A 23,099-nucleotide genomic window follows, 5' to 3' on the forward strand; every position below is an offset into this window, starting at 1 on the left:
CCGCCGAGGCGCGAGCAGCCGACGGACATGACCGACGACAGATCGAGGCTAGGCGAGCTCGCTGTCCGCTCGGGATCGGCGGTCTGCGCTCGAGAGGAGCCCGCCGATCACTTCCAACGCGTCCGCCCACGCGTCGATGGTTGGTGGCGCGAGCCTGCGGTGATCCAACACGCCGGGCTGGGCGAGGGCCGGGTCGAATGGAACCTCGACGAATCCCGCGACCCGCGGCGACAGGGCGCCTCGGATCGGACCGAGGTCGACCGGTGAATCGGGGAGCTGATGCGAGACGACGACGATCGCCTCGCCGAGTACCTGCGGGCCGTATGCCGACACCACCCATGTGAGGGCGTCGCGCATGCGGCTGAGCGGTTCGGAGCGCGCGGGGGCCACCATCACCAGAGCGGCACCGGACCGAATCAGCGGGGCCAGCCGTGTCGAACGAAGAGCCGTGCCGACGTCGTGGACACGCGCGCTGTGACGGGCCGCGAGGAGCTCGTCGACGATCGCCGGATCGCTGGGCTGCCCGTCGCTGCTGCCGACCACCACGGCACCCGCCGACGTCAGTGCCATGCGGGACTCGAATTGCCGAATGGACCGCACCGAGTCGACGGCCTCGAATCCCGTCCGGGACAGCAGATTTCCGCCATCGCTGGTGGAGTCGACGGCCGAAACCTCCAGCCCGGTTCCGAGCCGCAGTGCGGTCGCGAGCCCGTAGGCCGTCGTGGTGGTCGCCGCGCCCCCCGATCCCGCAACGACCAACGCGGATACTCGCTCGGGCTCCGGCATGTTCGGCACCCGGCGTAGCGAGACCACATTGCTCACTACGCGTCCTCCACCTTCGCGATCTTGTATCCCTCGGGCGACGGGGCGACAGTGATCCGCTGCAGGATGACGCCCTCGGTTGCTCCTCGCAGGCCGAGTTCGACGGCAAACACGTTCGGATCCGGGGTTGATGTGATGGTGACACAGTGCTCGGTGCCGAGCGGGACGCCGTCGATCCACTTCTGGATGTCGGGAACAGCGCTCGGGGCGACCATGAGCGACGCGACACGGGCGCCGTCCCGTTCGACGTAGTAAGCGTGGTCGAAGGCCCGGATGACGCCGGGGCCGTCGGAAGTGCTGCCGGGACCGCGGCCGACGCTGCGCCCACCGGATGCCGATTCCTCACACCAGGCAGAGTCCGAGGCTGCCGGCGGCGCCGCCTGCGTCGCGAACGCGTCAGCTTCCGGATTCGGCGTACCGCCGGTCACCTCGTCGTCCCCGCCTAGGACGACGATGGCTGTCGTAGCTATCGCGAGAAGCGAAACCGCAAGCGCGCCGATCAACAGGGGCTTCCTGCGGTCGGATGTGTTCTTCTCCGCCGCGCGCTCCTTGGGCTCCGTGGGCGCAATGGGCTCGGTGTGCACCATGGGCTCGGTAGGCGCCGTGCGCTCCGTGGGCTCGGTAGGCGCCGTGCGCTCCGTGGGCTCCGTGCGCTCCGTCGGCGGCATGGGCGCCGCGGGCACGGTCGGCGGCATGGGCGCCGTGCGCTCCGTGGGTTCCGTGCGCTCCGTCGGCGGCATGGGCGCCGCGGGCACGGTCGGCGGCATGGGCGCCGTGCGCTCCGTGGGTTCCGTTCGCTCCGTCGGCGGCATGGGCGCCGCGGGCACGGTCGGCGGCATGGGCGCCGTGCGCTCCGTCGACGCCATGGGCGCCGTGCGCTCCGTCGGCGCCTTAGGTTCCTTGCGCGCCTTACGCTCCTTGCGCGCCTTACGCTCCTTGCGTGCCCGACGCTGCTTCCGCTCAGGGGCCGGTGATTCTGGAGCGACCAGCCACGTCGGCATCTGGTCGAAATCGGCGGGCAGGTCCGAGGTCTGTTGGGGTTGGGGGTTGACGACGTCGATCCGCGGGTCAGCCGGCAACACGCCCCAGGCCGGCTCGACATCGGGAACCGGGGTCGGATCGATGTCCGGAGCAGGATGTTGCTCGACAACCGGGACCGGCGCCGACGCGACGTCCGGAACCGGAGATGGCTCGACCGGCGCTTCGGCTAGAGATTGCTGCGGCGCGGATTCCTCGGTGACCGAGGCCCGTTCGTAGTGCTCGGTCACGTCCGGAAACAGTGAGTGACCGATCCGGTTGTCCGTCGCCATGTGTCCTCCTGCGGGATGGGGCGGACCCGCGACCGGGCCCGCCCCACCTGTCTCATGCCTGGGTGCCGGTACCTACGGCGTCGCTGATCATTTGCGATGCGAGACCGACGGACGATTCGGTGTAGAACGTCTCCAGACGCTCGTCCACATCCTCGAGGAACTGGTCACCGCCGGGCACTGATGCAACCAAATCTCTTGCCTGACGGTCCACTTCGGGCGCGATAGCGACGATGCCGCGTGCCGCCGACGCGGCCAGATTGAGGCCAGGGATGGCGTCCCACTGCGCGAGGGTCTCCTCCGTCCACTCCTGGATCCCCGGCTTGTCGATGTCCGGGATCGCCAGGTCCTTCGGCTCGCCGAGATCGCCGGCGCCCACGGCGGTACCGACCGAAGCGCCCACGGCGCCAAACGCCAGAGCCGCGGGGATGCCTGCGATCGCCGCACCGGCGGCAATACCGACGGGATTGCCAAGAGTCGCGGCTCCGCCGACCGCTGCACCAGCCAACGCGAACCCGGTGCCGAATGCGACCGCACCGGCTGTAGCGCCTCCGAGCCCTCCCGCGGCGACCCGGTCGGCGCGGCTGGTCTCGACACCGACCGAACGCCAGAAGTTCGATACTTCGGCCTCGATGACGGCGGAGGTGTTGTTGGTACGGGCGAGGTCGCCGTCGGTGACCCAGTTGGGCTGCGACGCATGGTGAGTGCCCAGACGCAGCGTGTCACGCGGAGCGATGATCGGCGCGGTGGGCTCTACCTGCGTCGGCAGGTGCAGTTCCTGGATCTGGATGGGTGCGACCTGGTAGTCGTCGGGTGCGTCGTAGGTGTTGGTCTCGTAGTCGTAGTTCTCGAGCGGCTGGTATTCGATGTTCTGATACTGGGCCGGCGGTTCGACCCAGTACAGGGGCTCAGGCTGCTCGGGCACCGAGGTGACGCCGCCCTGCGTCGACGGAGCCGATGTCACGCCGCCCTGCGTCTCGGGGGCGGATGTGACACCACCCTGCGAGGGCAGTTGGTTCGGTGCCGCCTGTGCTGTGCCGGAGGCGGCCACGATCACGGCGGCCGCAGCGGACGGAACGATTGCTACGCGCGCTATCTTCCCCGCATTCGCCTTGTGGTGCTTACCCATCTATGGGATTCCCCCTCGCTGTTCTGGACATAGTCTCGGTCGGTCCGACCTGCGGGAGCAGCGCGCCGAAGAAAGGAGACGTTCGGTGGTTCGCGATGAAGGAGGGATGGACGTGGCGAACGAGCGAAGCGCCGCCCACGCGGGCAGTTGAACACCCGCCAATCCCCCTCGGCAACAACGCTGCCCCCGTCTCGATAATGTCTATCCCGTCGACCCGAGGCCCCAGGCCAGACCCTTGCGTCGGGCACTTTACACGGGCCGGGCCCACGCACTCGAGGCGCCCCTCGACGGCGCCGGAGCAGCCGACTTGCATTGGTCCGCGGTCGCCGAACGTGTAGGACGAGCTCGCCGCGCCACGTCAGAGCCCGTCACCAGGGGTTGCGAATATCGGCGACCCGCTGAAACTCGGCGTTGCAGTATCCGTCTCATGGCAGCGGTCTGACCACCCGACAGGGATTCCCTGCAGCGAAGACGTGCCCCGGCACGTCCTTCGTCACGATGCTGCCTGCCCCGATCGTGGTGTTGTCGCCGACGGTCACCCCTGGGCAGACCGTGACGCCGCCGCCCATCCAGACATTGTTGCCAATGGTGATCGGCGCAGCCGTCTCCCACCGCTGTCGTCGGGCTTCATGGTCGGCCATCGGATGAAGGGCGGTCAGGAGCTGCGTCCTGGGCCCGATCGAGACGTCATCTCCGATCGTGATGGGCGCACAGTCCATCAGGATCGCGTCGTAGTTGAGAAAACTGTTCGCGCCGATGTGAATGTATCGACCGTAGTCACATTGGAACCGCGGCATGATCCACGATCCGGCACCCAGCGAACCTAGGAGGTCATCCAGCAAGGCCCGCCGCAGATCATCCTCGTCGGCAAGAGTGGCATTGAATTTGTCGAGCAGTCGCTGACACGCCTTGCGATCGGCAACCAGATCACCATCACTGTCGCGGTACAACTCTCCACGCAGCATGCGTTCACGCTGTTCACTCACAACGCGCGACGTTAGTTGGTGCGGCCACCTGTCGTTCAACTCGACCCGCACACGGGCACCTTCGAAGCCGTCAGGAAGCCGTGGTCGTACCGCGTGCGGCGATCCGCTCCCGTACCTCGGGCCGTCGCAGCGGCGGGACGGTCTTCGGCGGCTGCCGGCGCGATGGCAGGGCTGCGAGCAGTTCAACCGTCGTCGCTGCGACCTCCTCGACGGCCTTCTCGAAGGCGGTCCGGTTGGAGTCCGAGAGTTTCTGGATGCCGCTGACCTTGCGCACGTACTGCCGGGCAGCGGCTTCGATCTCCTCTGTGGTGGCTGCCGGTTCGAGCCCGCGCAGCTCCGTGATGTTTCGGCACATGCCTCGAACGGTAGTCCCGCGAAACGGCGTCCGGAAGCGTTCCGGAGGCAACCTCACCGGCTGCACTGCTGATGACCCGGGTACCAGGCGATGCTCGATTACGACATGTCCGAATCCGACTCGCACCGTTGATATTCGGGCATTCCAGTCTTCCCGCCACGAATTCGTCGCTACTGTGCGCGGCACACCCGTACACGAGGAACGGCGAAAATCATGGACTCAGCCCTGGCCACCGTGGCCCTACCGGCCGCGCTCGCGATCATCATGTTCGGACTCGGCCTGTCACTGACGGTCGCCGACTTCGTCCGCGTCGCACGACACCCCCGCGTCGTCTCGATCGCGCTGGCATGCCAATTGCTGATCCTGCCCGCGGTCGCGTTCGGGCTGGTGCTGCTGTTCGATCTGCCACCGCTGCTCGCGGTGGGCATGATGGTGCTCGCCGCCTCGCCCGGCGGCACCACGGCGAACCTGTTCAGCCACCTCTTCCGCGGTGACGTCGCGCTGAACATCACACTCACCGCTGTCAACTCGGTGATCGCGGTCGTGACACTTCCGATCGTCACGAACTTCGCACTCGGCTACTTCGACCCCGACACCGGGACCTCGGTGGGCATGCAGTTCACCAAGGTCCTGCAGGTGTTCGCAATCGTGCTCATTCCCGTCGCCATCGGAATGCTGGTGCGGGCCAAGCGCGCCGTCTTCGCCCAGCGCATGGATCGCCCCGTGCGGATCGCGTCGGCGGTCGTACTGATGCTCGTCATCGTCGGCACCATCGTGGCCGAACGCGAGAACGTCGGCAGCTACATCGCCGACGTCGGCATGATCACGCTACTGTTCTGCCTCGCGAGCCTGACTGTCGGCTACTGGATTCCGAAGCTCCTGGGCGCCGACAAGCGCCAGTCCATCGCGTGCTCGATGGAAATCGGCATCCACAACAGCGCCCTCGCGATCGCGATCGCGATCAGTGTCCTCGACAGCGTCGACATGGCGATCCCCGGCGCCGTCTACGGAGTGGTGATGTTCCCGGCCGCCGCTGCCGTCGGATGGCTGATCGCCCGGAGACGGGCCGAAACGAGCGATGCCCTCCCGGCCCGTGAGAGCGCCGAGAGGGCAACGGAAGCGGGCTAGCTCGTCAGCCCTGGATGCGCTCGATGATCGTGACGTTCGCGGTGCCGCCGCCCTCGCAGATCGTCTGCAGGCCATAGCGACCGTTAGTGCGCTCGAGCTCGTTGAGCAGCGTCGCCATCAATTTGGTGCCGGTCGCACCGAGCGGGTGACCGAGGGCGATCGCACCGCCGTTGACGTTGACCTTGGCCGGATCGGCCCCCAGCTCCTTGATCCACGCGAGCACGACGGGAGCGAAAGCCTCGTTGATCTCGACCAGGTCGATGTCGTCGAGGGTGAGGCCGGTCTTCTCGAGCGCGTGCTGGGTGGCCGGGATCGGCGCGCTCAGCATGAAGATCGGGTCGTCTCCGCGGGCACTGACGTGATGGATGCGGGCGCGCGGCTTCAAGCCGTACTTCTTCACGGCCTCTTCCGACGCGAGCAGCAGGGCGCTGGCCCCGTCGGAGATCTGGCTGGCGACGGCGGCAGTCATGCGACCGCCCTCGACCAACACGTTCAAGCCGGCCATCTTCTCGAGGCTCGTCTCGCGCGGGCCCTCGTCGGTGGTGAAGTCACCGACCGGCACGATCTCGTTGTCGAAGCGGCCCTCCGCGATTGCGGCCTTGGCACGCTCGTGGCTCCGCAACGCCCACTTCTCGAGCTCCTCGCGGCTGATGTCCCACTTGTCGGCGATCATCTCGGCGCCGCGGAACTGCGAGACCTCCTCGCCGCCGTAGCGTTCGGTCCAGCCCTTCGACTCGGCGGTCGGGGTGCTGAAGCCGAACTCCTTGCCCACGATCATGGCGGCCGAGATCGGGATCTGGCTCATGTTCTGGACACCACCGGCGACGATCAGGTCCGCGGTGCCGGCCAGGATCGCCTGTGCGCCGAACTGGAGGGCCTGCTGGCTCGAGCCGCACTGGCGGTCGACCGTCACGCCCGGGACATGCTGGGGCAGGCCTGCCGCCAGCCACGACATGCGCGCGATGTTGCCGGCCTGTCCGCCGATCGCATCGACACAACCGAAGATGACGTCGTCGACGTTGGCCGGATCGACACCGGTGCGCTCGACGAGTGCCTTGATGATGTGCGCGCCAAGGTCGATCGGGTGGACCGGGGCAAGGCCACCGTTCTTCTTGCCGATCGGGGTGCGGATGGCGTCGACTATGTAAACCTCGGGCATGGACGGCTCCTGGTTGTCATGTTACTTGCGAACGTCGGGGCTGGTGAGCCCGTCGAGAACAATGGAAAGGTACTGCTTGGCGACGGCCTCGGCGGTCATCGAGCCGCCCGGCCGATACCAGCGCACGGCCACCCAGACGGTGTCGCGCATGAAACGGAAGACCAGTTCGATGTCCAGATCCTGGCGGAAGCTGCCGTCGGCGACACCTGCCTCGAGCACCCCGACCCACAGGTCGCGGAACTCCTGCTTACGCTCGGCGAGATACGCGAACCGCTCATTGGAGGCGAGGTGTTTGACCTCGTCCTGGTAGATCGCGACCGCACTGTGGGAGGCATCGATGGCCTCGAACGAGGCGATCACCAGGGCCTCGAACGTCTCACGCGAGCCCATGTGGGCATCGACGATTTCGCGGTAGCGTCCGAACAATTCATCCTGGAAACCCCGAAGGATCTCGTCGACCATGGACTCCTTGGAGTCGAAATGATGGTAAAGACTGCCGGACAGGATGCCCGCCGCGTCCGCGATGTCGCGCACGGTGGTGGCACGCAGACCACGCTCGGCGAATAGGCAGGCGGCGAGTTCGAGTAGCTCGGCACGACGCCCGGACTTGTTCGAAGACTCGTCAGCGCCTCGGGGTGGGGTCATGCTCGGCATCCTACCAACCAAGCGATTGCTAGGGCCTCGTTCTTTGCTCGGTGGATGCCATTCCGGGGTGGCCGAATGCGGCATCGGGTCAGTACATCTGCACCGATGCGACACTCGGCCACACTCATGGACGGCTACCTATGCGCGCTGGCTGGAGATCGAGACGATCTCGCCGGTCAGGTAGGTGGTGTAGTCGCTCGCGAGCATCGCGATGGTTGCGGCGACCTCCCAGACCTCGGCGGCGCGCCCGTAAGCCTCGCGCGATGCCAGGGTGTCGAGCAATTCGTCGCTTGTCACCTTCGCCAGGAAGGGGTGGCGCGCGATGGACGGCGCGACCGCGTTGATACGCACGCCGTACTCCGCGGCCTCGATTGCCGAGCAGCGCGTGAGCGCCATGACACCGGCCTTCGCGGCGGCGTAGTGCGACTGCGAGTGCTGCGCACGCCAGCCCAGCACCGACGCGTTGTTCACCAGGACACCGCCGTGTTCGACGCTCTTGAAGTAGCGCAGCGCGGCGCGGGTGGCACGGAAGGTGCTGGTGAGGGTGATGTCGACGACGCGGTCCCACTGCTCGTCGGTCATGTCGACGATCGGGGTCTCGCCACCGAGGCCGGCATTGTTGACGAGAACGTCTATGCGGCCGAGCTTCTCGGCGGCGCCGGCGATGAGCGCATCGACCTGTTCGGTGCTCGAGACATCGCACACGAACGACTCGACCCGCGGGCCACCGAACTCGGCCGACAGCTTCTCGACGGTCTCGCCGAGACGACGTTCGTGGAAGTCGGACACCAGGACGTCTGCGCCCTCGAGTAGCGCGCGACGTGCGGTCGCGAAGCCGATGCCGGTTCCGGCCGCGGCCGTCACGACGACCTTCTTGCCCTTCAGCAGGTTGTGGCCCTCGATCTCCTCCGGGGCGACAGACAGGGGGGACTTGACAGTGGCGGTCACGGGCGTGCCTCTCGGGGAAGGCCGAGCACGCGCTCGGCGATGATGTTGCGCTGGATCTCGTTGGACCCGCCGTAGATGGTGTCGGCGCGGGTGAAGAGGAACAACCGTTGCAGGTCGTTCAGTTCCTCGCCCGGCTCGGTGTTCTCGACGCCCACCAGCGAGGCCGCACCCTGGACCTCCATGGCGAGTTCTCCGAGACCGCGGTGCCAGTTGGCCCACAGCAGCTTGGCGACCGACGCCTCACCACCGTTGGCGCTGGCGTCGACGGTGGTGAGCGTGCGCAGCGCATGAGCACGGATCACCTGCAGGCTCATCCACGCACGGGTGAGCTTGTTGCGGATCGCGGGATCCTTTGCGGCACCGTTACGCTCGGCCAACTCGACGATCGAGGCGAGCTCGCGAGCGAAGCCGATCTGCTGACCGAGGGTCGAGACACCACGCTCGAAGGTGAGGGTGCCCATCGCGACGCCCCAGCCGTTGCCCTCACCGCCGACGACCAGGTCGGCGTCGGTGCTGGCGTTGTCGAAGAACACCTCGTTGAACTCGGAGGTGCCCGTGAGCTGGATGATCGGGCGAACCTCGACGCCCTCCTGCTTCATGGGAACCAGCAGGTACGACAGGCCCTTGTGACGCGACGAGCCCGGCTCCGTGCGCGCGACGACGAAACACCAGTCGGCGAGGTGCGCGAGCGACGTCCACACCTTCTGACCGTTGACGACCCACCGGTCCCCCTCGAGGCGCGCCGTCGTCGACACATTCGCGAGGTCGGATCCCGCTCCGGGCTCGGAGTAGCCCTGGCACCACAGTTCGGTGACGGTCTTGATGCCCGGCAGGAAGCGCTTCTTCTGCGCTTCGGTGCCGAACGCGATGAGCGTCGGGCCGAGCAGCTCCTCACCGATATGACTCACGCGCGCAGGTGCATTTGCACGCGCATACTCCTGGTGGAAGATGATCTGCTGGCTCAGCGTCGCCTCGCGTCCGCCGTACTCCTTCGGCCACCCGAGGCAGGTCCAGCCGGCGGCGGCCAGGTGGCGGTCCCACTCGAGACGTTCCTCGAACGCCTCGTGTTCACGTCCCGGCCCGCCCAGGCCCTTCAGTTCGGCGAACTTCCCGGTGAGGTTCTCCTCCAGCCAAACACGAATCTCCCGCGCAAAAGCCTCGTCAGCGGCTGTCCTCGCGCTGGTCTCAATACCCTGGCTAACGTCCACAGCGATACGGTACCCTACCAAGCACTTGCTTTGTAGGCCTCGTCGAGGAGAGATAGTGAGCACGACTGTGACCACCGAGCCCCGGACGACCCCGGCCGCGCTGTGGCGCGCCGCTGAGCAATTCGGATCGAACGAGGCTGTCGCGGACGGACCGGACCGCATCACTTACACCGAGCTACTCGATCGCGTGCGCACCGCGGCGCGGGCACTGATGGCCAAGGACATCGAGGCCGGCGACTGCGTCGCCGTCTGGGCCCCCAACACCCACCACTGGATCGAGATCTTCCTGGCCGCCCAGTACGTCGGCGCGACCCTGGTTCCCATCAGCACCCGCTACACCGGCCACGAGGCACTCGAACTCCTCGAGCGCACCCAGGCCAAGGCCTTGGTCGTGCCCGACCGTTTCCTCGGCAACGACCGTCTCGCAAGCCTTCTCGAGACCGCCGGGCCCGACGGCCTTCGACCGCTGAAGCTCGTCGTGCGCACCCCGGCCGACGATTCCTCGTCCGGCGCAACGACCACCGAACTCCCGGGCGGCGAGATTCTCGAGTGGGATCAGTTGCCGGCCGCGGCCGCGGCCGTCACCGTCGAGGCCGCCGACGCCCGCGCCCGCGCGGTCTCCCCCGACGACGTCGCCGACATCCTGTTCACCTCGGGCACGACCGGAAAGTGCAAGGGAGTCGTCACCGCTCACCGGCAGACGGTCGGCATCGCCGACGCGTGGGCCGAGTGCGCCGAGGTCGGACCCAACGACCGCTACCTGATCATCAGCCCCTTCTTCCACTCGTTCGGCTACAAGGCCGGAATCGTGGTGTGCATCCTGCGGGGCGCCACCATGGTGCCGATGGCCGTCTTCGACATGCCGAAGGTGATGGCGATGATCGCCGACGAGAAGATCAGCGTGCTGCCGGGCGCGCCGACCATCCACCAATCGATCCTCGACTTCCCGAGCCGCGGAGACTTCGACCTGTCGAGCCTGCGGGTCGCCGTGACCGGCGCGGCCACGGTCCCGGTGGTCCTCGTCGAACGCTTGCAGTCCGAGATCGGCTACGACGCCGTCCTCACCGCCTACGGGCAGACCGAAGCCGTCGTGGTGACGATGTGCCGCACCGACGACGATCCCGTCACCGTCGCGAGCTCGTCCGGGAGGGCGATCCCCGGCATGGAGGTCAAGCTCGGTGAGCAGGACGAGATCCTTGTGCGCGGCGAGAACATCATGCTCGGCTACCTCGACGATCCCGAGGCGACGAAGAAGACGATCGACGAGGACGGCTGGCTGCACACCGGCGACGTCGGGGTGCTCGACGACCGCGGCTACCTCGACATCACCGACCGCCTCAAGGACATGTACATCTCCGGCGGATTCAACGTCTACCCGGCGGAGGTCGAAAATGCCCTCGCACGAATGGAATCCGTCGCCGAAGCCGCCGTCATCGGCATCCCCGACGAGCGGATGGGCGAGGTCGGCCGCGCATACGTCGTTCCGAAGCCGGACGCGACCGTTACGGAGGAAGAAGTCATCGCCTTCTGCAAGGAGCGGCTGGCGAACTTCAAGATCCCTCGCGAGGTGAGGATCGTCAGCTCTCTGCCGCGCAACGCTTCCGGCAAGGTGCTCAAGAACGATCTGCGCGAGGGCAAGGCATGACGCGCAGGTCCTCGGTCGGGGAATGGACGTCAACGGTATGAAAGCGAAGGCGAAATAGTGGATCTCGAACTGGATGAGAAGGCCCGCGCCTTCCAGCTGGAAGTGCGCGAATGGCTCGCCGCCAACGTCCCGGCGGAGCCACTGCCGTCGATGGACACCCCGGAGGGCTTCGAGGCCCACCGCGAGTGGGAACACAAGTTGGCCGACGCCCGGCTGTCGGTGGTCTCGTGGCCGTCGGAGCTCGGTGGCCGCGACGCGTCGATGATCGAGTGGGTCCTCTTCGAGGAGGAGTACTACAAGGCCGGCGCGCCGGGTCGGGTCAGCCAGAACGGCATCTTCCTGTTCGCACCGACGCTGTTCGAGCACGGCACCGAGGAGCAGCTCGCACGGATCATGCCGCGCATGGCGCGCGCCGACGACATCTGGGCGCAGGCGTGGTCGGAGCCGGAAGCCGGTAGCGACCTCGCCGGCATCCGCTCGACGGCACGCCGGACCGAAGGCGGGTGGATCCTCAACGGACAGAAGACCTGGAGCTCGCGCGCCGCGTACGCGGATTGGGGCTTCGGCATGTTCCGCTCCGACCCGGAGGCGCAGCGCCACAAGGGTTTGACGTACTTCATGTTCCCGCTGAGCGCAGACGGCGTCACGGTGCGCCCCATCCCCCAACTCGACGGCGAACCGGGCTTCGCGGAGATCTTCTTCGAGGACGTCTTCGTCCCGGATGCCGACGTCGTCGGCGAGGTCGGCAACGGCTGGCGCGTGGCGATGAGCACCGCGAGCAACGAGCGCGGCCTGTCGCTGCGCAGCCCGGGCCGCTTCACCTCGGCGGTCGACCGGCTGATCGAGGTGTGGAAGACGCACGCCGACGCCACCGACACCGCCGCCCGCGATCGCGTCGTCGACGCGTGGATCGGCGCGGAGGCGTACCGCCTGCACACCTGGGGCACCGTCACCCGCATGCTCGAGGGTGTCCCACTCGGCGTCGAAGGTTCGATCAACAAGCTCTTCTGGTCCGAGCTCGACGTCCGCATCCACGAGACCGCCCTCGATCTGCTGGGCGCCGACGGCGAGCTCGCCGGCAAGTGGCAGGACGGCTACCTGTTCTCGCTATCCGGCCCGATCTACGCCGGTACCAACGAAATTCAGCGCAACATCGTTGCCGAGCGTCTGCTCGGACTCCCGAAGGCGGATCGATGAAATTCTCCCTGTCCACCGAGCAGCGTGATTTCGCGGACAGCCTCCGCGGTCTGCTCGCAGGTGCCAACACCCCGGCCGTCGTCCGTGCGTGGGGCGAGAACGACACCGCGTCCGGCCGCGCACTGCTCCAGCAGCTCGCCGAGACGGGTGTGACCGCGCTCGCCGTGCCCGAGGAGTTCGACGGCATCGGCGCCCATCCGGCCGACCTGGCCGTCGCGTTCATCGAGCTGGGCCGCGCGGCAGTCCCGGGCCCGATCCTCGAGACCGCCGCCGCCGTCCCGGTCCTGCTTTCGTCGCTGGGAGACCATCAGTTGGCCAAGCGATTCCTGCCCGGCATAGCCGAGGGGTCCACGCTCGCGTCGCTGGTCTTCGAGCCGTCGACACCGCGCGCCCTCGACGGTGACCTTGCCGATCCGGTCCTGCGGGTCTCCGGTGACACCCTCGAATTGGTCCGCGCCAGCACGCGACTCGAATCGGTCGACCCGGCCCGTCGTCTGTTCGAGGTCGAGCCGGTCGAGACGCTGGCGCAGGGTCCGGACGTTGCCACCGCCGCGCAGAAGGCCTACGACCTCGCCGTTCTCGCCGTCTCGGCGCAGCTGATCGGCGCCGGCCACGCGATGATCGACCTTTCCACCGAGTACGCCAAGAACCGGTCGCAGTTCGGCCGCGTCATCGGCAGCTTCCAGGCCGTCAAGCACCATCTCGCCGACGCCCTCGTCGCCGTCGAAATGGCGACCCCGTTGGTGTACGGCGCGGCGATCTCCATCGCCGAGGGCGCTGCCACCGTCGGACGCGACGTCTCGGCCGCGAAGGTGGCCGCAGCGGACGCCGCCTATCTGGCATCCCGCAAGGCGCTGCAGGTTCATGGCGCGATCGGTTACACCCTCGAGTGTGACCTGTCGCTGTGGCTGACCAAGGTGCGGGCGCTGCAGTCCGCGTGGGGCACCGCCGCCGCGCACCGTGCACGGATTGCGAGCGCGCTGTGAGTGGGGTCGGAGTGTTCACGGAGGAGCAGCTCGAGCTCCGCAAGACGGTCGCCCAGCTACTGAGCAAGCGCGCCGACGCGGCCGCGCTGCGTCGAACGCTCGAGTCCGGAGAGGCGTTCGACCGCGGCCTGTGGGAGGTGCTGTGCCAGCAGGTCGGTGTCGCGGCGCTCGCGATCCCGGAGGAGTTCGGCGGCTTCGGCGCCACCGTCGTCGAGCAGCATCTGGTGCTCGAGGAACTCGGTGCGGCGTTGACGCCGTCGCCGATGTTCGGTTCGGCGGTCCTGGCCGCGCAGGCGATCCTGGCGTCGGGCAACACCGACGCGTGCGAGCGGCTGCTGCCCGGCATCGCCGAGGGATCGACCATCGCCGCGCTGTGCTGGGTGGGTCCCGACGGCCACTGGCGCAGCAACGAGGTCGCGTGCACAGCCTCCGGCAGCGATGCCGACGGTTTCACCGTCTCGGGCAGCGCGCACTACGTGCTCGACGGCGCGCACGCCGACGTGCTGATCGTCGCGGCGTCAGTCGAGGGTCAGGACGGTGCGATCGCACTGTTCGAGGTCGATCCGTCCGTTGACGGCGTGACGCGTCGCGCGCTGCCGACCATGGACCTGACCCGTCCGATGTCGCTGGTGGAGTTCGCCTCCGCCCCGGCCGTCCGGCTCACCGCCGACGACGCGTCCGCCGCGCTCGAGCGGGTCCGCGACATCGCGATCGTCGCGCTGTCCGCAGAGCAGGTCGGTGCCGCGGCACGCTGCCTGCAGATGACGGTGGACTACAGCAAGGACCGGGTGCAGTTCGGTCGCGCGATCGGCAGCTTCCAGGCGCTCAAGCACCGCATGGCCGACCTGTACTTCCTGGTGGAGACGGCACGGTCCGCCTCGTACGCGGCGGTCTACTCGCTGAGCGAGGGGCTGCCGTCGGCCGCCGCGGATGCCGCGGTCGCGAAGGCGTACTGCTCGGAGGCGTTCAACGCGGTCGCCGGCGATGCGATTCAGTTGCACGGCGGCATCGCGATCACGTGGGAGCACGACGCGCACCTGTTCTTCAAGCGCGCCCACGGTAGTTCGCAGCTGTTCGGGCAGCCCGAGCAGTACCTCCAGGAGATGGAGTCGCTCGCGGGTCTGCCCTCCTGAGTTCGGGTCCTGTGCCGGGGCGTTTCTCCGCCCCGGCACAGTCAGGCCAGCAGTTCCTCGAGGTACTGCGCGACGCCGTCGTCGTCGTTGCACGGCAGCACCCGTCCGGCCAGCGCACGCGCCTCCGGCAACGCGTTCTCCGGGCACAGCGCGGCGCCACCCCAGGTCAACATCGGCACGTCGTTGACGCCGTCACCGATCACCGCAACCTCGTGCGCCGCAATACCTCTCGATGCGCATAGCCTCGCGAGTGCGCTGGCCTTCGACACACCTGACGCCGCCATCTCGATGTACGGGGCACCCGAGTGAGTCAGCTCGACCCCATCGATTCCGGCCGTGAGCGCCAGACGGTAGAGCTCACGACCGGGCACCTCGGGATGCCGAGCGACGATCTTGACCATCGGCTCCCCCATCCGCGGCAACCGCTCCTCGAGGATCATCTCGTCGAGGGTCCGTTGATGGTCGGTGTGGTCGCACAGCGCCGCGTACTCGGGCTCGGCCACGAAGGTCGTGGGCCCGACGTTGGCGAACACCACGCCTGGCACGAGTGTGCGGACACGGTCCATGACCGCGACGGCCTCAGTGATCTCGATCGAGACGGTGGCGGTGATCTCGGGGGTGCCCTCGGCGAGGTCGAGGGTGATCGCACCGTTGGCGCAGATCACTTCGCCGCGGAACCCGCACGAGAGGGCCAGCGGACCGACCGAGTGCCGGGCGCGGGCGGTCGCCCACACCACCTCGATGCCGGCATCGCTTGCCGCCGCCATCGCCCGGGCCGTCCGCGGTGAGACCGTCCCGTCGGACCGCAGCAGGGTCCCGTCGAGGTCGGATGCCACCAGCCTGATTCGCGTCACCTCCCGATGATCGCAGGTATGAGAGCCGAGAGGGGATTCGGGACTCTTCCGCACCATCCGTCACCGGCCGGATGTCAGCCTCAGAAGTCGACTGCGCTGAATCAAACTGAGGAGCCGCCGAACACCAACTGCATGGAGCCGACTATCAGGCGTGCTGCAGCGAGGTCCAGCGCGGTGATCGGTGCCGTGGGGCACCTGGGCAGGCCGGTTGCGATGTCGCCTGCGCTATCTTCCCGGCACTCGGTGATCTGCTCCCGGGTGTAGGTCCGGTCGAATCGATAAGCCTCGAATACGGTCTCAGCGGAACCCGTGAAGCTGCCGCTGCTGCCTGCAGGGAGGCTCCCGCCACCGCTGGAGTCTTGAGCGTGGGCGACTGCAGGGGCTGCGGCCAGGACTAGCCCCGCGGTCAAGATTGCGGATCGCATCAAGGTGAGTCGCATGGTGGTCACCCTAGGCTGACACCACACCCACAGTCCGCCGAAACGGGACTATTCGGCCGAATCCGCTCACGCAGCCGGTCTGCTGTGTGATGCTCCGCCCATGGACACCCGCACCTTCGAAGAACTGGCCGCGCTCGAGGAGCTCCGCCAGCTCAAGTACCGATACTTCCGCACCCTGGACCTCAAGCAGTGGGACGAGTTCGCGGACACCCTCGACGACGACATCGTCGCCGAGTATGGAACTCATGCGCTGAGCGAGCCGCTGGTGTTCGAGGGCCGCGAAACCCTGGTCGGGTTCATGCGGAATGCCCTGGGGACGGAGGTCACCTCCGTGCACATCGCCAACCATCCCGAGATCACCGTCGACGGTGGTACCGCGGAGGGCTCGTGGGCCTTCGAGGACACCGTCATCGTCCCCGCCGCCCGACGCCTGATCACGGGTGCGGGCTACTACCGGGACAGCTATCGCCGTGGCGACGATGGCCGCTGGCGGATCACCCGGACGACGTACGAACGGATCTACGAATCGATGATCTCGCTCGACGACGTCCCCAGCTTCGAGTTCCTGACGCATATGTGGTCTCGGCCGCCGGTGCAGGGCGAGTAACTACTCAGCGGCCAACTGCCCAGCGGCACGACGCCAACACTCCTAGCCTGGGTTCATGACCACTCCATCGATCACCCTGAGTTCCGGAACCGTCATCCCCCAACTCGGCCTCGGAGTGTGGCAGGCCACGAACGCCCAGACCGAGCGCGCCGTGCGCTTCGCGCTCGACGAGGCGGGCTATCGGCATCTCGACACCGCGTCGACCTACCAGAACGAGGAGGGTGTCGGCCGGGGCATCGCGCGCTCGTCGGTGCCGCGTGAGGACATCTTCGTCACCACGAAGCTGTGGAACTCCGACCAGGGGTACGAGCCTGCACTCGCCGCCTTCGATGCGAGCTTGTCCCGACTCGGCCTCGACTACGTGGACATGTACCTCGTCCACTGGCCGCTGCTGGACCGGAACATCCGCCTGCGCACGTGGGACGCCCTCGAGACGATCGCCGCCTCCGGACGCGCCAAGGCGATCGGCGTATGCAACTTCGAACCGCACCACCTACAGGACCTCGTCGACCGCGGCGGCGCATTGCCCGTCGTCGACCAGGTGGAACTGAACCCGCACCTCCGCCAACACGCGATCCGCGACTTCGCAGCCCTGCACGGCATCGCCGTCGAGTCCTGGAGCCCACTCGGCGGCACCAGCAACTCCGGATGGGGCCCGGCGTCCAAGCCCAACACTCTGCTCAATGACCCGGTCATCGGGCGGATCGGCGAGCAGCACGGAAAGTCGCCTGCGCAGGTCCTCATCCGCTGGCACCTGCAGAACGGCCTGATCGTGATCCCGAAATCGACCCACGACGACCGGATCGCGCAGAACATCGACGTGTTCGACTTCGAACTCACCGATCAGGACCTCGCCGACATCGCGGCACTCGAGAACGGTGACCGCGTCGGACTCCACCCCGACGAGATGAACCTCGGCGCCCCCGCCTAGGAACGACCCCACCTGGGCTATGGGCAAAAAGACAGTACGGGAAGGACCTTCATGCGACTCACGCACTTCCTCGCCCTCGCCGCCATGGTGATGGCACTCGATGTCGCCCCCGCAACCGCGTCCGCGACGCCGAGCGAGGGCGTTGCTGGGGAGACCTTGGCAGAGGCCAGGATCGGCGACAAGGACTACATCCTCACCCGGATCACCATCGCGCCGGGCGGCACGACGGGCTGGCACTACCACGACGGCGAGCCGTACGGGATCATCACCGAGGGCACGTTGACGCACTACGACTCGGACTGCGCGATCGACGGCATCTACAACGCCGGCGACACGCTCATCGAACCGAGCGGCAGCGGCTACGTCCACATGGCCCGAAACTTGGGGCCGGTCCCGATGGTATTGCTCGCGCTGTTCGTCAACCCCGTCGGTAGCCCGCTCTCCCAGGAAGTCCCTGCGCCGGACTGCGCGCAGTCCCTCTGATTGTTCAGCGCCGCCAGTTCACCTTGTTCAGCGCCGCCAGTTCACCGACGGCATCATGCGCGTCGAGTCCACACATCCGTAAGTCCCGAGAATTGCCCAACCCCTTCCCTGATAGTAGAACTTGTTCCTACTATCAGCGGGGTATCCGCGGAGGAAGGGAGAAGGGATGGGTTCGGAGACGGACTCCGGAGCATTCGCCGGTGGCCCGCGCACAGTGGTGTCGCTGTGACGACGCATCAGGTGCTCGGCAAACAGGTCGACATGCCCGTCGAGGTTCGGACCGCATCGGCGTTCATGGCGATGTACTCGGTTCCCGCCGCGGCCGCGCAGAACCTGATCGACCACACGGGGCTCGAGCTCCTTCAGTACCGGCCGGGCCACGGCCTGTGCGGATTGGTGTTCGTCGACTACATCGACGGCGACCTGGGCCCGTACAACGAGTTCGGCGTGACGTTCATGGTTCGCAACCACCGTCGCCGCCGGAAATCTGTGCTGAGCGATCTGCGTTCACTGGTCAACGGTGACTCCGGCGCGTTGATCCACCAGTTGCCGGTCGATGGCGAATTCACTCTCGCCGCCGGCCGCGGGATTTGGGGCTTCCCCAAGATCCTGGCCGACTTCGAGGCCGACCACGTCAGCGACGTCCGTCGCGGCAAGGTCAGCCACGAAGGCCGCCTGATCGCAGAACTGGCTGTCAGACAGGGCCTTCCGACACTCGTTGGCGGCACCGACAGGTCTCTCATGGCGTACTCGCACCTGCAGGGTGTCACCCGGTACACGAAGTGGGACATGCGTTCTACCGGGGTCCGGTCCAGGATCGGGGGTGCCTCCCTGCGTCTGGGCGACCACCCGATCGCGGACGAACTGCGTTCGCTCGACCTGCCCCGCAGAGCACTGTTGGCCACCACGATCCCCGATCTGCGGATGACCTTCGGCGACGCAACCCCCGTCTGAAACTCCGACACTCGACGGACCCGACGTGCCTCTTGCGCATCGAGACCGTGTCGTGTGTGCTGGACACTTGGACATTTGACCAGTTCATTTTGACCTCGCGCAAAGGACTACCACGTGACGATCAGTCGACGCAGCGTGCTGGCGGGGGCCGCGACCGCCCCGGTGTTCGCGGCCATTGCCAACTCGACCGCTTCAGCTCAGCCCCGCTCCGCGGTCGCCTCGGCCCGCACCCAGGCGCCGTACTCGGGATTCCGGGTCGGCGTCGGGTTGTCGGACGTGACCGGGCCGATCGCCGAGAACGGCATGATGGGCTACTCGCAGTTCGACCAGCGGGCCGAGGGACTACATCAGCGGACCCGCGTGCGCGCGTACGTCTTCGCCGACGGCGGCGACAACCGCGTCGTCTACGTCTGCACCGACGCCTGCATGGTGTTCCAGGCGGTGCACGACGCCGTGCTGGCACGTCTCGCCGGAATGTACGGCAACCTCTACACCGAGAAGAACGTGATGCTCACCGCCGTGCACTCGCACGCGGCGTGTGGCGGCGCCTCGCAGGACTACGCGTACAGTCTTGCGACGCTGGGCTTCCAGCCACAGGTGTTCGACGCCGAGGTCGACGGCGTCGTCGAGGCGATCACCGCCGCCCACGACGACCTGGCGGCAGGCACGGTGTCGTACGGGCGCAGCGAACTGACGAACGCCAGCGTCAACCGGTCCCGCGTCGCCTTCGACCGAAACCCTCAGCGCGACAAGGACTACTACCCGCTCGGTATCGACACCGCGATGCGTGTGCTGAAGGTCAGTCAGGGTGACGACAACGTCGGCGCCATCGCCTGGTTCCCCACCCACTGCGCGTCGCTGACCAACAAGAATCACCTGATCTCCGGCGACAACAAGGGTGCCGCCTCCTACTTCTGGGAACACGATGTCGCCGGGGTGCGCTATCTCGACGGCAGGCCCGGCTTCGTCGCCTGCTTCCCGCAGACGAACGCCGGCGACATGTCCCCCAACCTGCACCTCGCACCGGGACAGGGGCCCACCGACGACGAGTTCGAGAACACCCGCATCATCGGTGAACGCCAGGTGACTGCCGCCCGGGAGGCGTTCGGGAACGCGGCGACGTCATCGTCGACCACGGTCGACAGTCGAATCATGTACCTGGACATGGCGAACCAGGTTGTCGACGGCAGGTACACATCCGACGGGCAGACGCGTCGCACTTCGCCTGCGTGCATCGGTGCCGCGATGGCCGCGGGCAGCACCGAGGACGGCCCCGCGATCGAGATCTTCTCCGAGGGCACCCGCAACCCGCTGCTCGCCGCACTCGGCGGCACGGACACCCCCACCCCGCAGTGGCTCGCCGACGCGCAGGCTCCCAAGCTGGTGCTGGTCCCGGTCGGCCTGTTGCCCCCGGACGGCTGGGTGCCGAACGTGCTCAAGATCCAGATCATCCGCATCGGCGACGTCTACGTCGTGGGCGGGCCGGCCGAGTTCACCATCGTGTCGGGTCTCCGCATCCGGCGGACGGTCGCGGAGGAACTGGGTGTCCCACTCGAGAACGTCGTCTTCCAGGGCTACGCCAACGCGTACTCGAGCTACTGCTCCACGCCTGAGGAGTACGACGAGCAGCAGTACGAGGGTGGCTCGACGCTGTTCGGTCGCAACACCCTTCCCGCCTACCAGCAGGGCTTCGCGGCTCTGGCTGCGGCGATGAGGGACGGAGTGGACGCCCCACGCGGTCCCGCACCGCGCGATGTGTCCGGCTTCCAGCCCGGGTTCGGACGCGAGTTCCCGTTCGACGCGCCGCCGCCCGGGCGCAACTTCGGCGACGTCGTCGTCCAGCCGGCGGGCAACGTCGGCGCGGGCGAGCAGGTGGCTGTCGAGTTCGTCACCGGCCACCCCAAGAACGACCTGCACCGCGGCGGGACATTCTTCGAGGTGCAGCGACGAGACGGCGACCGCTGGTTGCGCCACGCCGATGACGGCGACTGGTCTACCAAGTACCGCTGGCGCCGCGACGGAACCAACGCCTCGATCGCGCGCATCACGTGGGACGTACCGGCAGGCACCCCGTCCGGCTCCTACCGGATCCAGCACTTCGGCAACTGGAAGAACCCCGTCGGCGCGGTGTTCCCCCTCACCGGCACGTCAGCGGAGTTCACCGTCCGCTAGACCAGGCCTCTGCAGCCGAAGGGTCCCTTCGTGCGCCGAGAGCGCAGGAAGGGACCCTTCCCACACCTTGCGCGGGTACGGCTTGATCACCGGGTAGCCTCACGCAGTGCACGGGGCAACCTGTGACAACTACCGAACGCACACACACGGGGGCCCGCACCAGCGGGCTGAGAGGACGGCTAGGGCCGTCGACCGTCGAACCTGTCCGGGTAATGCCGGCGTAGGGAGTACTTGCATGAGCAAAGCTGGATCCAATCCCGCCTCTGTCACCGTGGGCCCGATCGAGGGCAGCACCAAGGAATATGTCGAGTTCGACGCCGGGATCGGTGTCCCGGTGCGGCGCGTCCACCTCACCAATGGCGAGCATCTCGACCTGTACGACACATCGGGGCCGTACACGGACCCGAGTGCCGATATCGACCTCGAGTCCGGTCTGCCGCCAATTCGCGCATCGTGGGTGGCCGACCGGGAGGGTACGCAACTCGACGCAGCCAGGGCCGGGGTCATCACCCCAGAGATGCGGTACTGCGCTGTTCGCGAGGGAGTTTCACCAGAGCTCGTTCGCGAGGAGGTCGCCGCCGGCAGGGCAGTGATCCCGGCCAACCATCGTCATCCAGAGCTCGAGCCGATGATCATCGGCAAAGCGTTCGCGGTGAAGATCAACGCGAATATCGGCAACAGTGCCGTCACGTCCTCGATCGCCGAGGAAGTCGAGAAGATGGTGTGGGCCACCCGCTGGGGTGCCGACACGATCATGGACCTGTCCACCGGCAAGAACATCCACGAAACGCGTGAGTGGATTCTGCGCAACTCCCCGGTGCCGGTCGGAACGGTGCCGATCTATCAGGCCCTCGAGAAGGTCAACGGCGACCCGGCCGCATTGACGTGGGAGATCTACCGCGACACCGTGATCGAACAGTGCGAGCAGGGTGTGGACTACATGACCGTGCACGCGGGTGTTCTGCTACATTACGTTCCGCTGACCGCGAATCGGGTCACGGGAATTGTCTCGCGTGGCGGGTCCATCATGGCCGCTTGGTGTCTCGCCCACCATCAGGAGTCGTTCCTCTACACGCACTTCGAGGAGTTGTGCGAGATCCTCCACCGCTACGACGTCACGTTCTCGCTGGGCGACGGGTTGCGGCCGGGATCGATCGCGGACGCGAACGACGAAGCCCAGTTTGCCGAACTTCGCACACTCGGTGAGCTCACTCGGATCGCGAAATCGCATGGAGTGCAGGTCATGATCGAGGGCCCCGGGCACGTGCCCATGCACAAGATCGTCGAGAACGTGCGACTCGAGGAGGAGCTGTGCGAGGAGGCCCCGTTCTACACCCTGGGCCCGCTCGCCACCGACATCGCCCCAGCGTACGACCACATCACGTCCGCGATCGGTGCTGCGATGATCGCTCAGGCGGGGACCGCGATGCTCTGCTACGTAACCCCGAAGGAACATCTGGGCCTGCCGAACCGCGACGACGTCAAGACCGGTGTCATCACCTACAAGATCGCCGCCCACGCCGCCGATCTTGCCAAGGGGCATCCACGTGCGCAGGAACGTGATGACGCACTTTCGCGGGCGCGGTTCGAGTTCCGCTGGCACGACCAGTTCGCACTCTCCCTCGACCCTGATACGGCGCGGGAGTTCCACGACGAAACCCTGCCGGCGGAACCGGCCAAGTCGGCCCACTTCTGCTCGATGTGTGGCCCGAAGTTCTGCTCGATGCGGATCTCAGCCGATGTTCGAAAGTATGCCGCCGAGCATGGTCTCGACTCCGCTGAAGCGATCGAGGCGGGAATGGCAGACAAGGCGGCCGAGTTCGCCGAGTCCGGATCGCGGGTGTACCTCCCGATCGATTCCTTGTCCAAGGCGGGCGATCGGTAAGGGAACCGTTCGCAGCTTCACGGCACCTCAGAAGCCGACACGGCGCCGGGAGATTGTGCGACGTCACATCGCACAATCTCCCGGCGCTCGGCCCGCGGGTCGGCAACCCGCTTGTGCGCGTCGTG

At 67.1% G+C, this 23,099-nt stretch carries 22 protein-coding genes and 1 riboswitch; of the genes, 11 read left to right on the forward strand and 11 right to left on the reverse strand.

Annotation, left to right across the window (positions count from 1 at the left end):
- Positions 1 to 48: 48 nt before the first annotated feature.
- The 5 genes from EF834_RS04010 to EF834_RS04030 form a co-directional block, all read right to left on the reverse strand.
- Positions 49 to 822, reverse strand: coding sequence for a hypothetical protein (locus EF834_RS04010; RefSeq protein ID WP_127945893.1), 774 nt, complete (start codon positions 820 to 822; stop codon positions 49 to 51).
- Positions 822 to 2,132 (reverse strand): hypothetical protein, encoded by a 1,311-nt coding sequence (locus tag EF834_RS04015; RefSeq protein ID WP_127945894.1) that lies wholly within the window; start codon positions 2,130 to 2,132, stop codon positions 822 to 824. The genes EF834_RS04010 and EF834_RS04015 overlap by 1 nt, the downstream gene beginning before the upstream one ends.
- A gap of 52 nt (positions 2,133 to 2,184) precedes the next feature.
- On the reverse strand, positions 2,185 to 3,258 hold the full coding sequence (locus EF834_RS04020; RefSeq protein ID WP_127945895.1) for a hypothetical protein: 1,074 nt from the start codon (positions 3,256 to 3,258) through the stop codon (positions 2,185 to 2,187).
- 425 nt (positions 3,259 to 3,683) lie between these two features.
- On the reverse strand, positions 3,684 to 4,244 hold the full coding sequence (locus tag EF834_RS04025; protein ID WP_127945896.1) for a sugar O-acetyltransferase: 561 nt from the start codon (positions 4,242 to 4,244) through the stop codon (positions 3,684 to 3,686).
- A gap of 70 nt (positions 4,245 to 4,314) precedes the next feature.
- Positions 4,315 to 4,599 (reverse strand): DUF2277 domain-containing protein, encoded by a 285-nt coding sequence (locus EF834_RS04030; RefSeq protein ID WP_127945897.1) that lies wholly within the window; start codon positions 4,597 to 4,599, stop codon positions 4,315 to 4,317.
- A gap of 213 nt (positions 4,600 to 4,812) precedes the next feature.
- On the opposite strand from EF834_RS04030, the gene EF834_RS04035 reads away from it, so the two are divergent.
- Positions 4,813 to 5,727 carry a bile acid:sodium symporter family protein gene (locus EF834_RS04035; RefSeq protein WP_127945898.1) on the forward strand — a complete coding sequence of 305 codons (915 nt, stop codon included), beginning with the start codon at positions 4,813 to 4,815 and terminating at the stop codon, positions 5,725 to 5,727.
- Between the two features lie 4 nt (positions 5,728 to 5,731).
- Here the strand turns inward: EF834_RS04035 and EF834_RS04040 are convergent, their stop codons facing one another.
- The 4 genes from EF834_RS04040 to EF834_RS04055 form a co-directional block, all read right to left on the reverse strand.
- Entirely contained in the window at positions 5,732 to 6,886 is a 1,155-nt protein-coding gene (locus EF834_RS04040) for an acetyl-CoA C-acetyltransferase (protein ID WP_127945899.1), read from the reverse strand.
- A 21-nt stretch (positions 6,887 to 6,907) separates the two neighbouring features.
- Positions 6,908 to 7,531: a TetR/AcrR family transcriptional regulator gene (locus EF834_RS04045; RefSeq protein WP_127945900.1), complete on the reverse strand. Its 624-nt coding sequence runs from the start codon at positions 7,529 to 7,531 to the stop codon at positions 6,908 to 6,910.
- Positions 7,532 to 7,669: 138 nt separating this feature from the next.
- On the reverse strand, positions 7,670 to 8,479 hold the full coding sequence (locus EF834_RS04050; RefSeq protein ID WP_127945901.1) for an SDR family oxidoreductase: 810 nt from the start codon (positions 8,477 to 8,479) through the stop codon (positions 7,670 to 7,672).
- On the reverse strand, positions 8,476 to 9,687 hold the full coding sequence (locus EF834_RS04055) for an acyl-CoA dehydrogenase family protein (protein WP_127945902.1): 1,212 nt from the start codon (positions 9,685 to 9,687) through the stop codon (positions 8,476 to 8,478). The genes EF834_RS04050 and EF834_RS04055 overlap by 4 nt, the downstream gene beginning before the upstream one ends.
- Positions 9,688 to 9,754: 67 nt before the next feature.
- Here EF834_RS04055 and EF834_RS04060 point away from each other — a divergent pair, with 67 nt between their 5' ends.
- From EF834_RS04060 to EF834_RS04075, 4 genes are read left to right on the forward strand one after another with little or no spacing between them, the layout of a single operon-like run.
- Complete coding sequence (locus EF834_RS04060; RefSeq protein WP_127946066.1) at positions 9,755 to 11,332, forward strand: FadD3 family acyl-CoA ligase; 1,578 nt, start codon at positions 9,755 to 9,757, stop codon at positions 11,330 to 11,332.
- 57 nt (positions 11,333 to 11,389) lie between these two features.
- Positions 11,390 to 12,529, forward strand: a complete 1,140-nt coding sequence (locus EF834_RS04065; RefSeq protein WP_127945903.1) for an acyl-CoA dehydrogenase family protein — start codon at positions 11,390 to 11,392, stop codon at positions 12,527 to 12,529.
- On the forward strand, positions 12,526 to 13,515 hold the full coding sequence (locus EF834_RS04070) for an acyl-CoA dehydrogenase family protein (protein WP_127945904.1): 990 nt from the start codon (positions 12,526 to 12,528) through the stop codon (positions 13,513 to 13,515). The genes EF834_RS04065 and EF834_RS04070 overlap by 4 nt, the downstream gene beginning before the upstream one ends.
- Positions 13,512 to 14,648: an acyl-CoA dehydrogenase family protein gene (locus EF834_RS04075; protein ID WP_235870977.1), complete on the forward strand. Its 1,137-nt coding sequence runs from the start codon at positions 13,512 to 13,514 to the stop codon at positions 14,646 to 14,648. The genes EF834_RS04070 and EF834_RS04075 overlap by 4 nt, the downstream gene beginning before the upstream one ends.
- A 41-nt stretch (positions 14,649 to 14,689) precedes the next feature.
- Here the strand turns inward: EF834_RS04075 and EF834_RS04080 are convergent, their stop codons facing one another.
- Positions 14,690 to 15,502, reverse strand: coding sequence for an HAD family hydrolase (locus EF834_RS04080; protein WP_127945905.1), 813 nt, complete (start codon positions 15,500 to 15,502; stop codon positions 14,690 to 14,692).
- Between the two features lie 101 nt (positions 15,503 to 15,603).
- Positions 15,604 to 15,942, reverse strand: a complete 339-nt coding sequence (locus EF834_RS04085) for a hypothetical protein (protein ID WP_127945906.1) — start codon at positions 15,940 to 15,942, stop codon at positions 15,604 to 15,606.
- Between the two features lie 100 nt (positions 15,943 to 16,042).
- Here EF834_RS04085 and EF834_RS04090 point away from each other — a divergent pair, with 100 nt between their 5' ends.
- The 6 genes from EF834_RS04090 (at position 16,043) to thiC (ending at position 22,974) form a co-directional block, all read left to right on the forward strand.
- Positions 16,043 to 16,549: a nuclear transport factor 2 family protein gene (locus EF834_RS04090; protein ID WP_127945907.1), complete on the forward strand. Its 507-nt coding sequence runs from the start codon at positions 16,043 to 16,045 to the stop codon at positions 16,547 to 16,549.
- 55 nt (positions 16,550 to 16,604) lie between these two features.
- The gene (locus EF834_RS04095; protein WP_127945908.1) at positions 16,605 to 17,480 is read left to right on the forward strand and encodes an aldo/keto reductase; all 876 of its coding nucleotides are present in this window, start codon (positions 16,605 to 16,607) and stop codon (positions 17,478 to 17,480) included.
- 51 nt (positions 17,481 to 17,531) lie between these two features.
- Positions 17,532 to 17,963, forward strand: a complete 432-nt coding sequence (locus EF834_RS04100; RefSeq protein WP_127945909.1) for a cupin domain-containing protein — start codon at positions 17,532 to 17,534, stop codon at positions 17,961 to 17,963.
- Positions 17,964 to 18,188: 225 nt separating this feature from the next.
- Positions 18,189 to 18,917, forward strand: a complete 729-nt coding sequence (locus EF834_RS04105; RefSeq protein ID WP_206615169.1) for an acetoacetate decarboxylase family protein — start codon at positions 18,189 to 18,191, stop codon at positions 18,915 to 18,917.
- Between the two features lie 114 nt (positions 18,918 to 19,031).
- Positions 19,032 to 21,089 (forward strand): neutral/alkaline ceramidase, encoded by a 2,058-nt coding sequence (locus tag EF834_RS04110; protein ID WP_127945910.1) that lies wholly within the window; start codon positions 19,032 to 19,034, stop codon positions 21,087 to 21,089.
- A gap of 136 nt (positions 21,090 to 21,225) precedes the next feature.
- A riboswitch (TPP riboswitch) is annotated at positions 21,226 to 21,333 on the forward strand.
- Positions 21,325 to 22,974 (forward strand): phosphomethylpyrimidine synthase ThiC, encoded by a 1,650-nt coding sequence (thiC, locus tag EF834_RS04115; RefSeq protein ID WP_127945911.1) that lies wholly within the window; start codon positions 21,325 to 21,327, stop codon positions 22,972 to 22,974. (Overlaps the previous riboswitch by 9 nt.)
- Positions 22,975 to 23,099 lie beyond the last annotated feature (125 nt).

The organism is Rhodococcus spongiicola, from assembly GCF_004011835.1.
In the GTDB taxonomy this organism is placed as follows: domain Bacteria; phylum Actinomycetota; class Actinomycetes; order Mycobacteriales; family Mycobacteriaceae; genus Prescottella; species Prescottella spongiicola.